This window comes from Vibrio sp. YQ_11 (assembly GCF_043103065.1).
GTDB classification, from domain to species: Bacteria; Pseudomonadota; Gammaproteobacteria; order Enterobacterales; family Vibrionaceae; genus Vibrio; species Vibrio parahaemolyticus.
Genome location: NZ_JBICJM010000011.1, coordinates 322,183 through 335,437 on the forward strand (window position 1 = coordinate 322,183; position 13,255 = coordinate 335,437).

13 protein-coding genes are annotated in these 13,255 nt (G+C 48.7%); 6 read left to right on the forward strand and 7 right to left on the reverse strand.

The window, feature by feature from the left end; translation table 11 throughout:
• Positions 1-12: 12 nt before the first annotated feature.
• A complete protein-coding gene (locus ACF8EG_RS09855) occupies positions 13-918 on the reverse strand; it encodes a LysR family transcriptional regulator (protein ID WP_025611398.1) in 906 nt (301 codons plus the stop codon).
• Between the two features lie 121 nt (positions 919-1,039).
• On the opposite strand from ACF8EG_RS09855, the gene xapA reads away from it, so the two are divergent.
• On the forward strand, positions 1,040-1,864 hold the full coding sequence (xapA, locus tag ACF8EG_RS09860) for a xanthosine phosphorylase (protein WP_021822698.1): 825 nt from the start codon (positions 1,040-1,042) through the stop codon (positions 1,862-1,864).
• Positions 1,865-1,970: 106 nt separating this feature from the next.
• Here xapA and ACF8EG_RS09865 read toward each other — a convergent pair whose 3' ends face one another.
• Together ACF8EG_RS09865 and ACF8EG_RS09870 are read right to left on the reverse strand one after the other, a co-directional pair.
• Positions 1,971-2,582: a bifunctional 4-hydroxy-2-oxoglutarate aldolase/2-dehydro-3-deoxy-phosphogluconate aldolase gene (locus ACF8EG_RS09865; protein WP_005394384.1), complete on the reverse strand. Its 612-nt coding sequence runs from the start codon at positions 2,580-2,582 to the stop codon at positions 1,971-1,973.
• 9 nt (positions 2,583-2,591) lie between these two features.
• The gene (locus ACF8EG_RS09870; protein ID WP_021486891.1) at positions 2,592-3,968 is read right to left on the reverse strand and encodes a GntP family permease; all 1,377 of its coding nucleotides are present in this window, start codon (positions 3,966-3,968) and stop codon (positions 2,592-2,594) included.
• Positions 3,969-4,121: 153 nt separating this feature from the next.
• Here ACF8EG_RS09870 and ACF8EG_RS09875 point away from each other — a divergent pair, with 153 nt between their 5' ends.
• Both ACF8EG_RS09875 and edd read left to right on the forward strand, forming a co-directional pair.
• Positions 4,122-4,646, forward strand: coding sequence for a gluconokinase (locus tag ACF8EG_RS09875; protein ID WP_005467756.1), 525 nt, complete (start codon positions 4,122-4,124; stop codon positions 4,644-4,646).
• Positions 4,646-6,442 carry a phosphogluconate dehydratase gene (edd, locus tag ACF8EG_RS09880; RefSeq protein ID WP_025501098.1) on the forward strand — a complete coding sequence of 599 codons (1,797 nt, stop codon included), beginning with the start codon at positions 4,646-4,648 and terminating at the stop codon, positions 6,440-6,442. The genes ACF8EG_RS09875 and edd overlap by 1 nt, the downstream gene beginning before the upstream one ends.
• Before the next feature lie 176 nt (positions 6,443-6,618).
• On the opposite strand, the gene ACF8EG_RS09885 is transcribed toward edd, so the two are convergent.
• From ACF8EG_RS09885 to ACF8EG_RS09900, 4 genes are all read right to left on the reverse strand, one after another.
• Positions 6,619-6,948, reverse strand: coding sequence for an SMR family transporter (locus ACF8EG_RS09885; RefSeq protein WP_053807555.1), 330 nt, complete (start codon positions 6,946-6,948; stop codon positions 6,619-6,621).
• On the reverse strand, positions 6,945-7,349 hold the full coding sequence (locus ACF8EG_RS09890) for an SMR family transporter (protein WP_069506323.1): 405 nt from the start codon (positions 7,347-7,349) through the stop codon (positions 6,945-6,947). The genes ACF8EG_RS09885 and ACF8EG_RS09890 overlap by 4 nt, the downstream gene beginning before the upstream one ends.
• 271 nt (positions 7,350-7,620) lie before the next feature.
• Complete coding sequence (locus ACF8EG_RS09895; RefSeq protein ID WP_069506317.1) at positions 7,621-8,556, reverse strand: LysR family transcriptional regulator; 936 nt, start codon at positions 8,554-8,556, stop codon at positions 7,621-7,623.
• 55 nt (positions 8,557-8,611) lie between these two features.
• Positions 8,612-9,619: a substrate-binding domain-containing protein gene (locus ACF8EG_RS09900; protein ID WP_005496635.1), complete on the reverse strand. Its 1,008-nt coding sequence runs from the start codon at positions 9,617-9,619 to the stop codon at positions 8,612-8,614.
• 219 nt (positions 9,620-9,838) lie between these two features.
• Between ACF8EG_RS09900 and ACF8EG_RS09905 the strand changes: the two genes are divergently transcribed.
• The 3 genes from ACF8EG_RS09905 to ACF8EG_RS09915 are packed head-to-tail and all read left to right on the forward strand — an operon-like array spanning position 9,839 to position 13,252.
• Positions 9,839-11,191 carry a serine/threonine-protein kinase gene (locus ACF8EG_RS09905; protein ID WP_023583852.1) on the forward strand — a complete coding sequence of 451 codons (1,353 nt, stop codon included), beginning with the start codon at positions 9,839-9,841 and terminating at the stop codon, positions 11,189-11,191.
• 13 nt (positions 11,192-11,204) lie between these two features.
• The gene (locus ACF8EG_RS09910; RefSeq protein ID WP_025629245.1) at positions 11,205-12,677 is read left to right on the forward strand and encodes a hypothetical protein; all 1,473 of its coding nucleotides are present in this window, start codon (positions 11,205-11,207) and stop codon (positions 12,675-12,677) included.
• A 2-nt stretch (positions 12,678-12,679) separates the two neighbouring features.
• Positions 12,680-13,252, forward strand: a complete 573-nt coding sequence (locus ACF8EG_RS09915; RefSeq protein WP_005455178.1) for a sigma-70 family RNA polymerase sigma factor — start codon at positions 12,680-12,682, stop codon at positions 13,250-13,252.
• The last annotated feature ends 3 nt before the right edge of the window (positions 13,253-13,255 follow it).

A 13,255-nucleotide genomic window follows, 5' to 3' on the forward strand; every position in this document is an offset into this window, starting at 1 on the left:
GTTAGCCCATGCTTAACTCGCATTCTCCAATAACGTGCGAATAAACTCGGCTTTGATAGCACTCTCCTGCTTACCGTCATGAATCAGACATAAGTCTGCACGCAGTGATTCTTTCAGCTTGATAAAACGAATTCCATGCCAATGATGCTGAGAAAACGTCGACGGCACCAACGTCACGGTATTGCTGTTTGCCACATACGCCATCAAGGTGCTTGGCTCCACCACTTGTTTGCCAATATGGGGTGAAAAGCCTTCTTGCAGACAGGCATTGATGATGAAGTTTGCCGAGGCTGAATTCGCCAAACTCATAAACGCAAACTCACACGTCTTTAAATCTTGGAGCCGCAGCAAAGATTTGCTGGCTAACTCATGTTGCTCCGACACCGCCACCACAAACACATCTTTGCCCAAAGATACCGACTGATACGGATAAATGTTGAGTGCATCGGCAAAACGCACAATGCCCACATCAATTTTCTTCTCGCTCAGATGCTTCTTTTGCGTCTCTGGGTTGAGGTCAAAAATGTCGGCGTGATAAGTGTCATGCTCAGCATGGAAGCCCTGCAACAGACGATCAAATCCGCCCCAAAATGCGCTACTTACCACACCAACTCGCAGGATATTTCTCTGGTTCAACCCCACTTGCTGCACTTGATTGAGCGAGACATCCAAGGTCTGAAAAATCAGTTGGCATTTGGACTCCAACAATCGCCCGGCCTCCGTCAGCATGACGTTTCTTGAATCACGCTCAAACAGTTTGACGTTAAGCACCTCTTCCAACTCTTTGATGCGATTGCTCAACGGCGAATTGGTGATATTGAGATTCTCGGCCGCCTTAGTGAAATGCTTGGTTTGTGCGACCTCGTAAAAGTAACGCAGCATCTTCAGCGTCACGCGCTCAAATGGTTCTGACTTCATGCATTGAGTCCTAGCGAATTTCATCATCCTCTTTTTAAGGATGATAGTAGCGAATAAAGCAAAGATAACCAGCGCAGAAAGTCACACAATGGAATCAACACACAACCAGAAGGTGACTAACATGAATCACGATCCAGTAATCGACGCGCTACAAACCATTCGTGAACGCAAACCAAACTTCCAACCTAAAGCGGCGTTTATTTTAGGCTCAGGCTTAGGCGTATTGGCAGACGAACTACAAGACAAAGTGGTCATTCCATACGAAGAGCTCGAAGGCTTTCCGGTTAGCACCGTGCAAGGCCACTCTGGTGAGTTGGTGCTTGGTACCATGGGCGGCGTAGACGTAGTGTGCATGAAAGGTCGCGGTCACTACTACGAACACGGCTCAATGAAGGTCATGACCACGCCCGTGCGCACCTTTAAAAAGCTGGGCTGTGAGTTTCTGCTCGTCACCAACGCGGCAGGCTCACTTCGCCCTGAACGCATCGATGTCGGTTCTCTGGTGGTATTTCATGATCACATCAATACCATGCCTGAGTCGCCAATGATCGGTCCGAATGATGAAGAGTACGGCCCGAGGTTCTTCAGCCTCGCCAATGCGTACGACAAAGACCTGCGTGCAGAAGCGTTTGAAGTCGGCAAAGCCAATGGCATTCACCTGAATGAAGGTGTGTTTGTCTCTTACACAGGCCCCAACTTTGAGACCGCAGCCGAAATCCGCATGATGCAAATCATCGGTGGTGATGTAGTGGGCATGTCGGTCGTGCCAGAAGTGATTTCTGCGGCGCATTGCGGCTTACCCGTATTGGCAGTGTGTGCGATCACCAACATGGCAGAAGGTTTGGGAGATGTAGAACTGTCTCACGCCCAAACATTGAAGTGCGCGAAGCTAGCCGAAGCAGATTTCATTCGCTTTATTAAGCGCTTTATGAAGCATCACTTCTAAAGCCGTTTCATTCCAAAAAGCAAAAGGGTCATCAAGTAACTTGATGACCCTTTTTCGTATCACTTTTTCTAACGTTCTGGGGGTATTTCGGAGCCGTTTGTGCGTTTTACTTAACTGCACGAACCAATTCAGCAATACCTTCCCAATCGCCGTTGTCCATCATTGCGGTTGGCACCATCCAAGTACCGCCACAAGCTACAACCGATTTCAGCGCTAGGTAATCTTCCACGTTGGATGGGCTTACGCCACCTGTTGGCATGAATTCAACTGGGTAAACCGCCGTCAGTGCTTTCAGCATGTTTACGCCGCCTGATGGCTCAGCAGGGAAGAACTTCAACGTACGCAAACCCATTTCCATCGCTTGCTCAACCAAGCTTGGGTTGTTTACACCCGGTACGATAGTCACGCCACGTTGCTGACAGTATTTCACTGTGGTTGGGTTGAAGCCTGGGCTAACGATAAAGTCCACACCCGCTTCGATGGCGATATCCACTTGTTCTGTGGTCAGAACGGTGCCCGCGCCAATCAACAATTCTGGGTACGCTTCACGCATGATGCGAATCGACTCCGCCGCAGCTTCGGTGCGGAATGTCACTTCCGCACATGGTAAACCGTTTTCTACCAACACTTTTGCCAGTGGCAGAGCGTGTGCTACGTCGTTGATTGCGATAACTGGGACGATTTTGATTTCTCTTAATCGTTGTTCAAGTGTTGTCATGGGGAACCTCTAAAGAATAAAGCTTAATGTTGCGACGATAATAAACGCGATACCGCCAAGTAACGTTTCCATTACCGTCCAAGTTTTTAATGTGGTTTTCTCATCCATCTCAAGCAGACGAGAGACCAACCAGAAACCAGAGTCATTGAAGTGAGACAGTACCGTTGCACCACCCGCAATCGCGATTACGATAAAGCAAAGGTCTAGTTCACTCAAACCTGTTGATGCAGCCACAACTGGCGCGATAAGAGCCGCCGTAGTGGTTAGCGCTACCGTTGCCGAGCCTTGAGCAACACGTAGACAGGTTGAAATCACAAACGCCGCCACAATCACAGGCATACCTGTGTCTGTAAGAACGTCAGCCAGTGCATCACCGATGCCGCTTGAGCGCAGTACGCCGCCAAACATGCCACCAGCACCCGTTACTAGGATAACGCCACAGATTGGAGCCAATGACTCACCACACAATTTTTCTAGTTTTGCCATGCCGTAGTCTTTGGCAAACACAGCCAGACAGACAACCAAAGTAATCAGCAACGCGACTGGGGTTTTACCTAGCATACGTAGGAACTCAACCAGTGCCGTTTTGCCATCAATCAAACCTGCAACCGCCAGTGTGTTCAATACCGTATCCAAACAGATTAGCAGGACTGGCAGCACAAGGATGGTCATAACCGTGCCAAATTTTGGTGCGTTGCGCTCATCCACCATCGCTTCGCCATTAAAGAAGGCTTTAGATAGTGGGATATCGAATTTTTTGCCCGCGTACAAACCAAATAGGTAAGCGCCAAGGTACCAAGTTGGAATAGCAACCAAAATACCCACCACCAATAGCAGACCGATGTTTGCGCCAAGGAATTCTGCCGCTGCAACCGGACCTGGGTGTGGTGGAACAAACGCGTGCATAACCGCAAAAGCACCAGCTGCAGGCAACGCGTATTTAATTGGTGAGCCACCAAAACGAGCCGCCACACTTAGGATGATTGGCATCATCACTACAAGGCCAGCATCGAAGAAGATTGGGAAGCCAAACAGTAATGAAGCGACGCCCAAAGCAAATGGTGCGCGCTCTTTACCAAAGCGACCAATCAAAGTGTCTGCCAGCACTTTCGCACCGCCAGTCACTTCAAGAATTTTACCGATCATCGCACCAAGACCAACCAGCAATGCCACGGAAGCCAGTGTGCCGCCGAAGCCGCCCATCATGGTCGATACGACTTTCTCAGAAGGAACGCCAGTGGCGATTGCTGTGCCTAAACTCACCATAGTAAGGGAAGCAAAAGCATGGACTTTCAGTTTAATGATCAGAACGAGTAACGCTGCAATGGCAAGGCCTGCAATCGTCAGTAGGAACGTAGGATCTGGGGCTTGGGTTAATTGCTCCATAGGTTCACCTTTAAGAATTATTGTTTGTGTTATGGTTCACATTTATTTCAGTTACCGGTAACATGTTGCCGATAACATGAATAAGATAAACCCATATTTTAAAGTGAATTCAAAAATTGAGATCACGCGCAAATTTGGTTATGAGGATAAGTTATGGCTGGTAGTAGTGTCATCGTTATGGGCGTTTGTGCTAGTGGTAAAAGCACAATTGGTGAGCATCTAGCGAAAAAGCTAGGGCGTAAATTCATTGATGGTGATGATCTTCATCCACGAGCGAACATTCAGAAAATGGCATCGGGCCAGCCTCTGAACGATGATGATCGCAAGCCATGGCTAGAACGCATTCGTGATGCGGCGTACAGCCTAGAAAGCAAAAACGAACACGGCATTATTGTCTGTTCAGCACTGAAAAAGATTTACCGCGATCAGATCCGCGAAGGCAACGACAACGTGACCTTCCTGTTCCTTGATGGCGATATGGAGTTGATCCTTAATCGCATGCGTATGCGCAAAGGCCACTTCATGAAAGAAAACATGGTGAAGAGCCAATTCGAGACGCTAGAGCGCCCAGACAACGAGCCTCAAACTCTGATCGTCAGTATCGACGGAGACATCAGCGACGTGGTGGAACGCTCTGCCGCTGAGCTAATCAAAATGCAAGCGATCGAGGTGGCGTAATGACTCACTCTGTTGTTCTTGAGGTCACACAACGTTTGACCGAGCGCAGCCGTGAAGCGCGCGCTGCGTTTCTTGCTCGCACCGAAGTGCAAGCCGAAGCTGGCAAAGGCCGTGTTGGTTTATCTTGTGGTAACTTAGCTCATGCAGTCGCCGCATCTTGCTCTTCTGAAAAGAAAAATATTCTCGATTTTACTCATGCCAATGTCGCGCTGATCAGCGCCTACAACGACATGTTGAGCGCCCACCAGCCGTACCAAGACTACCCAGCGCAAATCAAACAAGTGCTGGCGGACTACGGACATACAGCGCAAGTCGCAGGTTGTGTGCCAGCGATGTGCGATGGGGTGACTCAAGGTCAAGCCGGCATGGATATGTCGCTGTTTTCGCGTGACTTAATTGCGCAATCAACGGCGTTGTCTTTGAGCCACAATGTCTTTGATGCCACATTACTGCTTGGCATCTGTGACAAAATCGCCCCGGGGCAACTGATGGGCGCACTGTCTTACGCGCACCTGCCGACTGCGTTTGTACCAGCGGGTCTGATGGCAACAGGCATCAGCAACGAAGAGAAAGTCGACGTGCGCCAAAAATACGCAGCGGGTGAAGTCGGCAAAGACGCTCTGCTGGATATGGAGTGTCGCGCTTACCACTCTGCGGGTACGTGTACGTTTTACGGCACAGCCAACACCAACCAGTTGGTGTTCGAAGCCATGGGCTTGATGCTGCCAGGTTCGGCATTCATTCATCCCCATACCCAACTGCGTAAAGCGTTAACCGATCACGCGGCTCTGAAAATCGCCTCAATGACGGCGGGTTCTGCACACTTCCGTCCGTTGGCAGAAGTGGTCACAGAAAAGAGCTTGGTCAACGGCATCATCGCTCTACTTGCATCTGGCGGCAGCACCAATCACACCATTCATATGATCGCCGTGGCGCGTGCTGCTGGCATCTTGCTCACGTGGCAAGACATCAGCGATCTGTCGGATGTGGTTCCTTTGTTAGCTCGCGTTTACCCGAACGGCCCAGCCGATATGAACGCGTTCCAAGACGCGGGGGGCGTGCCTGCGTTATTGCACCGCTTGAACCAATCCGAGCTTTTGCATCGCGATGTGAAACCCGTGTTTGGTGAATTTGAAGACCAAATGACGCTACCGAGCCTTATCGATGGCCAACTGACTTGGACACCGTGCCAAGGCAGCCAAGACGGTGACGTGATCGCCAAACCGGACGCCACTTTCCAAAACACTGGCGGCACTCGCGTACTGACTGGCAACTTGGGTAAAGCCGTGGTGAAAGTGTCTGCGGTGAAAGAAGAGCAACGCGTGATTGTTGCACCTGCGATCGTATTCCAATGCCAACATGAAGTGGAAGCTGCGTACAAACGTGGTGAGCTGAACAAAGATTGCATCGTTGTGGTCACACACAACGGCCCAGCGGCAAACGGCATGCCTGAACTGCACAAGCTGATGCCAATTTTAGGTAACGTGCAAAAAGCGGGCTTTAAAGTGGCGCTGGTTACTGACGGTCGTTTATCTGGCGCTTCAGGTAAAATTCCGTCTGCGATTCATGTTTCTCCAGAAGCCATTCGTGGTGGCGCGATTGGTTTGGTGCGCAACGGCGATTTGATTCGTCTGGATTGCCAAACGGGCGAACTGAACAACTTAAGCGATACCACTGGTCGCGAGTTGATTCATTTCGACACCGAATCTACCCAACAAACATGGGGACGAGGCTTGTTTAGCGTGATCCGCCAAAACGTCTCTAGCGCAGAAGAAGGCGCAAGCTTCATTGTGTAAGGCGAGAAGAAAAACCTCGTCATTTCGACAAGCCTAAGCAAGATCAGGAATTTAATATCAACGTGCTGTGAAGCCAGAGAAAACAACTCTGTCACAGCACTTTTTGTTGGTAGGTTCTGAACCTTGCTCGTCCCTCGCTGTTCAGAATGAAGATATCTGGGGTTCAGAGGATTGCATTAAGCGGTTTTCATCACCACGACCGCAGCAATCACCACAAAGATACCAAACCAGCCGATTGGCTTGAGTTTCTGTTTAAACAGCAAGGCACCACCCACTGCGGTACCTAAGATACCGATCGCGCCCCAAGAGGCGTAAGCAATGGCTAAGTCGATCTCTTTCACCGCTTGCGCCAATAGCGTGAACGCAGCCAGTACCAACACAATCGCGGTAATGCCCCAGCCTTTGTATTTAAAGCCGTGAGAACGTGTGAGCGCCATGTTCGCCACGATATCGACCAAGGCAGCCATCACGACAAATCCAAATGACATCGTAAAAAATTGACTCATGATTCACACCTTACACTTGTAGAAAATGAACGTTCTTTTGCCAGTTTATCGGCGTTTTTCTTGGTGTTAGATTGACCGTGTGACTCACCTAAAGTCACACAAACGATGCCGATGACAGCTAACATCAAACCAAGCAGCTCTTGGGTATTTAAGTCAGAATCAAACAACACGATCGAAACGACCGTGATCAATGAGATACCCAATCCTTCCCAAACAGCGTATGCCACGCCGATAGAAATCTTTTTCGCTGCAATCGAGAGGAAGTAGTACGACACCGCAATCAATACGTACATCACGATGTAGCCCCACCACCCGTGCCCTTGTCCGATAAGAGACATTGTGCTGGTGCCTGCTACTTCGGCAACGATGGCGAGCAATAAAAATAGACGTGCAACTAGCATGATGAATCCTCCATCAGAAATTAAAAAAATGCATAACGGAGAATGGTGAATGTCACGCATCTGTATCGACATTCAAAAAGTTAAAAAGATAAAAATGAGCCACTTCTCCTGACTATTTGAGCTAAGGTTAGCGCTGAGCAGGAAAAAGAGACAGGTAATTGAGATATTCATTTTTGAATATCTATAGGATCGAGTTGTCTATGTAATCACATATTTTCTTCATGGTTATCTTATGCAGAGAATCTCGGTGACGCGAGACAATAATCCGTCATCACTGTGCGAAAATTAATGGCGTCTTCAGGGTTTGGCGTACCACTTTATGTAAGTGTCGGTGCAAAGGATGGTTGCGATTGGTTTGTAAGAAACCGCCAGAGACCACAAACTGGCTGAACTCACGGTTGACGAGTGGCATTGCGTAAGACGCGAGTTCCGGCATCAACAATGCCGAGCTTTGACTGGCATACATAATCGCGTCGGTTTCTTGCAACATTTGGCACGCCACGCGCAAATTGTAGGATTTCAGTAACACCACTGGCTCATAGCCCATACGACGATATTCGGACTCCACGGTACAAAGTGGTTTATACGAGGCGGGCGCAGGCAGAGACACCAGAGGCAGTTTGGACACCGTGTCCCAATCATTACTGACTTTCGATAAAGTCGGGTGGTTTTTACGTGCCAAAATAACCCGTTTTTCAACAAACAACGGGCGCATGTAAATGTCTTTCGACAGCTCGGTCTCTTGGTCGAGAATGCAGTAATCGTGCTCGCCCTCTAACATTTCATCGTGCGAGTAACTGTTCCAACTGGAAAAGGCAAAGTGCGCTTTAGGGAACGCTCGATGGCAGCCAGTTAGCAATCGCTGCCCTTGTTCATCCATCAAATAAGGGTCGGTTACAATCGCGATCTGCCCTTGGTATTGCTGAGGGTCGAATACTTCAAACTCTTGCACCACTTTTTCTAGTGGCGCAATCATGTTATCGAACTCGGCGGCAAGGCGAATCGCCATGGGAGATGGCTCTACCCCATGCGCTTTACGCACAAATAGCGGGTCATCAAACACTTGCTTAAGCTTCATTACGCCGCGGCTGGCGCTCGGTTGAGAAATGCCAAGCTGCATTGCGGCCAGCTTGATGCTGCGGTTTTCCACCACGGCTTTTAATAAACGCATTAAGTTGAGATCCAATGCATCCAGCTGATGTGCCATACCCTAACCTGCCAATACCATTGATGAGCGAATACGAAGAGCGGTTAACTGCGAGTTAAACACTCTCTCCTGAAGTGATCTGATAACCCATATCAAACACTTTTTCTTCTTGCGCTTCACCTTTCAGACGCGCAATTAAAAGCTCTGCACTCTTTACACCAATTTGGAAACGCGGCGTATCAACGCTGGTCAGCTTCGGACTGATGGTCTGACCGATATCCAAGGCGTTATAACCCACCACCGCTAATTGCTGCGGGACTTGAATGCCACGCTGCTGCGCACTCAGCATAGTACCAATTGCGATGTCATCGTTGGTACAGAACACCCCGTCGAGCGTTGGGTACGTTTCCAGTGCGCGTTCAAGCAAATCATGCGCAAGGGAGAAACTGGAGTGCACGCCAGTTAACACATGTTTGGGTTCGAGTCCGGCTTCATTCATCGCGCGATCGTAACCTTGCATACGCAGTTTGGTACGCGTGTCCAAACGCGCACCGAAATAAACAATGGTGCGTTTACCAGCGTCCAACATACGTTTCACCGCGTTGTACGAAGCGTCTTCATGATCCAAGCCCACAGCCATATCAATCGGTTGTGGCGGCAATTCCATGGTTTCGACCACCGGAACGCCAGCGTTTTTGATCATCTGCAACGTGCGTGGAGTGTGGTGACTTTCAGTCAAAATCAACCCATCCACTTGGTAGGAAAGCAAAGAGGCGATTTTGCGCTCTTCCTCCAACTCATCGTAGCTAAAGTGTGCCAGTAGTGTTTCGTAGCCGTTAGCCTTAGTGACCGTCTCTATGCCCTGAACAAAGGAAGCAAAAATTTGGTTGGACAGAGAAGGAAGTAAGATGCCGATGGCTTTGCTGGAAGACTTAGACAACATCGCGGGGGCGCGATTTTCGATGTACCCCATCTCCTCGATTGCCGCGGCAATTTTCACGCGGGTCTTCTCAGCCACCGATTCTGGATTGCGCATATAGCGCGAAACCGTCATCTTTGTTACGCCAACTTGGTCTGCGACATCCTGCAATGTCGTTCGTGTTTTTTTATTCTGTTGAGCCATAAATATGTGATTTATCAATAATGTTACATGTAACATTATGACGAATACACAGGATGCCGACAAGCCACCAAAAGCCAAACATAATATCCACAATAAAATCATACACTTATTGTTATAGAGTTGTTTTTAAAGAAACACTCGCAAAACGAATAAATAAATGACATTAATATTGAGTTTCTTATAAAATAGCGCACGTAAAACAATAAGATATCAGGCACTGTGCAGTTAGGCTCTAGCGAAACCCAAGTTTATTATCATCTTCTTGATCTGGACGACTCTCAAAAGCAGCAATACCTCCAAGAATTGCAACAGAGTCAACCTGAGCTATACATTCAACTCGCGCCCCTTTTAGCCCATGAAGCCCCAGAAGAGCGATTAACGCAATTGCTTTACTTTGGCGCTCATCAAGCGACCAACAGCGAGATCGACCTTAGTGGCGAAGTGATCAGTAAGTATCGCCTAACTCATGAGTTGGGGCGTGGTGGTATGGGCGTCGTTTATGCCGCGCAACGCGCAGATGAGACCTTCGAGCAAGATCTTGCGATCAAATTCATCCAAAGCAATTTAAGTAATGTACTCGGACAACGGGCACTTTTCGATGAAGCGCAGCTACTAGCACGTTTAAATCACCCTTATATTGCGAAAGTCTTTGACGGCGGCCTGCATGACGGCTCGGTTTACATCGTCATGGAGCGCGTGTTTGGCCAAACATTGGATGATTATCTTGCCGAAGTCACGCTGACAGACCATGAGAAGCTCACGCTGTTTAAGCAGATTTGTCAGGCAATGGAACACGCGCATCACCACCATGTGTTACACGCCGATCTCAAGCCTGAAAATATCCTGATTGACCCAAATAAACGACCGAAATTGCTCGATTTCAACCTGACGCAGAAAGTGCAAAACAGCGGTGGCGAATCCCCACCGGCATTAATTGCGTTTAGCCAAAACTTTGCCAGTCCAGAGCAACAGACTGGTCAGTTTCTGACGGCGCAAAGCGATGTGTACTCTCTGGGTAAAATTCTCGCGATGATGTTTCCGTCACCGCGCGTTTGGTCTGATGTTTACTGGGTCATTAGACGCGCGACACGCTCTGCCGCAAAATTGCGCTATTCAGACGTTCGAGCACTAAGAATTGATATTGAGCGCATGCTTGAGCGGCGCCCAATCGAACAAAAAAAACATTGGCCGTTGTACAGCGCATTGCGTTTAGTACAGCGCCGTCCGCTGGCTGCAGCATTATCTGCCATTCTGGTTTTATCCGGCGTGCTATTTGGTAATGCATTGATTCAAAAGAATATCCAACTGCAACAAGAGAAGAAGATTGCAGAAGATATGATGTACGAACTGACTCGCCTCATCTTCCATGCGAAGGGGCAGAACGTCGAACATCTTTCGGTGAACTCCATGATGGAGCTAACACGAAGGCGGATACTCTCTAACCCAGATATCCCCAAACATATAAAACAAAAAATGTTGTTGGCGATGATGACACCGGTGCCAGAGAAGCACCTAACTACACCAATGAGTTGTCAGCCAAATTGTGCGTCTAAGGACAGCACCAACCAATAAGGCTTAAAACAAGATGTATACACGTTCAGTGGTATTTTGGCTGTCTGCATTGACGGCTACGTCCACTTTGGCGGCAGATGCTTCTGCAGCCACTTCACACCCGCCAGCTTCAACCTTGAAGCAAGGCTACTTTATCGACTCTCCAGTGACTGGCCTGTATTACAAAACCAGTTCCAATATCACCGGAGTCACTCAGCAAGGCGCATTTCATTACCAACCAGGTGATGTGATCAGCTTCTTCCTTGGTAACGATGACAAAGGTTATCTGCTGACAACCTTATCGAGCCAAGAAGTGCTTACGCCAACGATGGCAACAACCAAACCCAGTCGCAGCATCAATATGACGCGTCTGCTGCTTTCTCTCGACAGCACGCCTGAGAATCGTGAGGAAATTGTCTTAGCCAACCGTGTGTTGTCTGATCCTCGCTTTCAAAGCCAGCTCAAGAGTCTCGATCTCAATTATCTGGATGACGCTAAACGACATCTCAACCTCGACTGGGTTTCTGTCGATGAGGCGATTGATCACTTGAACGAAAGCCAGCAGTACATTGAGGAAAACTTTGCCTCTGATGAGATCATCTTTGAACCTCGCGGCATCACGTTCAAAAACATCGTGATCAAAAAGAAAGATTGGCAGGGCCGAGCTTGTGCCTACGATCTGCGCTATAAACATCACCCCAAATATCGCCCCCCATTTGGTGAAACCCGATTCACCATCACCAAAGATTCGTTAATTGAACACCCGAGTGTTGGCGACCATTTTCAAGGTTGCTTCATATCGCCGAATCACCAAATTACGGAAGATATTGTCGAGCCGATTAGCAAATTTGCGGATTGGTTTAACCTTGTTGGTTGCTCTATCACAGGATGCACCCGCAACGACTTGAACGGCTTCTCTCTCGAAGACTTTGACGATGAAGGCGACTGGAAATATCGCTCAGTCGCGATGAATTTTGACCCAAGCACTGAGCTCTTTATGGAGAAAGTACAAGGTCTCGGGCGCAACAAACACATCCAACACAGCAACCGCACTGAAATGCTGTGGTTTTCCTACCCTAACACCAGCGAACACGACATCGACTACCTCGGCGTGTGGCAGCAAACCCAATACCATCAGCAATCCATGACACAATCGTGTCTGTTAATGCGCCCCCAACAAGTGATGCGATTGCCACGCAGCGCCGAGACCTGCCCAACCGATGCAAGCCTATACACCCAAGATGTCACCCGCGAGTTTGCCGATATGTGGTGGGTAAACAATGACGAACCGAAAGCCAATTTGGCGCAAATGAACATCATGGTGCGCTGGTCAACCACTCCGGCAGAAATCAACTACACCACTTGGGAATACTTACCGGCGGGAGCCAACTGGGAGCAAGGCATTTTGTATCGCTACCAACAGAACGTTAGTCGCAACCGAGATGGTTCTGATCATATTGAAACGCATACGATTTCTGAATTTGTCAAAGTGAGCGAGGAGGTATAACCATGGCAACGACTTCAGCCCTAACCCACATTATTCAGCAGTGGCAGTCTGGTAATAAACAAGCCGAAAGCGAGCTGTACCAATTCGCCTATTTGCAACTGCGTAAAATCGCCCAACAAGAACGTGAGCGCAACGCCGAAAAATACGGCACCGACAACATGGTATTGGCAGACAGCGTCAACAGCACCACCGCATTGATTCATGATGCTTACCTAAAGATGTCAAACTGCGACATGAGTGAAATCGCCACCAAGCGTGATTTTTTCTTAATGGCAGCTAAAGTCATGCGCCAAATATTGATCGACAACGCTCGCTCACACCAAGCGCAAAAACGCCAACACATCACATTGATGAAGGACGAAGAAGACCGCTTTGAGCAGTTGATCATCATGGACAAAGCCTTAGATAGCTTTAGCACACGCTACCCACGTCAATCGAGCGCCTTAAAACTCAAATACTTGATGGGCATGAAGAACCAGGAGATCAGCGAACTGCTAGAGTGCAGCGCAAGCCTAATCGAAAAAGACCTCAAGTTCTCACGCAGCTGGCTGCAATCAAGAATGGCACACGCATAAATC

Excerpts from the sequence above, each read along its gene's own strand:
- ACF8EG_RS09855 (WP_025611398.1), bottom strand. The coding sequence starts at position 918 with ATGAAGTCAGAACCATTTGAGCGCGTGACGCTGAAGATGCTGCGTTAC.
- ACF8EG_RS09890 (WP_069506323.1), bottom strand. The coding sequence starts at position 7,349 with ATGCTAGTTGCACGTCTATTTTTATTGCTCGCCATCGTTGCCGAAGTA.
- edd (WP_025501098.1), top strand. The coding sequence starts at position 4,646 with ATGACTCACTCTGTTGTTCTTGAGGTCACACAACGTTTGACCGAGCGC.
- ACF8EG_RS09895 (WP_069506317.1), bottom strand. The coding sequence starts at position 8,556 with ATGGCACATCAGCTGGATGCATTGGATCTCAACTTAATGCGTTTATTA.
- ACF8EG_RS09875 (WP_005467756.1), top strand. The coding sequence starts at position 4,122 with ATGGCTGGTAGTAGTGTCATCGTTATGGGCGTTTGTGCTAGTGGTAAA.
- xapA (WP_021822698.1), top strand. The coding sequence starts at position 1,040 with ATGAATCACGATCCAGTAATCGACGCGCTACAAACCATTCGTGAACGC.
- ACF8EG_RS09915 (WP_005455178.1), top strand. The coding sequence starts at position 12,680 with ATGGCAACGACTTCAGCCCTAACCCACATTATTCAGCAGTGGCAGTCT.
- ACF8EG_RS09870 (WP_021486891.1), bottom strand. The coding sequence starts at position 3,968 with ATGGAGCAATTAACCCAAGCCCCAGATCCTACGTTCCTACTGACGATT.
- ACF8EG_RS09910 (WP_025629245.1), top strand. The coding sequence starts at position 11,205 with ATGTATACACGTTCAGTGGTATTTTGGCTGTCTGCATTGACGGCTACG.
- ACF8EG_RS09885 (WP_053807555.1), bottom strand. The coding sequence starts at position 6,948 with ATGAGTCAATTTTTTACGATGTCATTTGGATTTGTCGTGATGGCTGCC.
- ACF8EG_RS09900 (WP_005496635.1), bottom strand. The coding sequence starts at position 9,619 with ATGGCTCAACAGAATAAAAAAACACGAACGACATTGCAGGATGTCGCA.
- ACF8EG_RS09865 (WP_005394384.1), bottom strand. The coding sequence starts at position 2,582 with ATGACAACACTTGAACAACGATTAAGAGAAATCAAAATCGTCCCAGTT.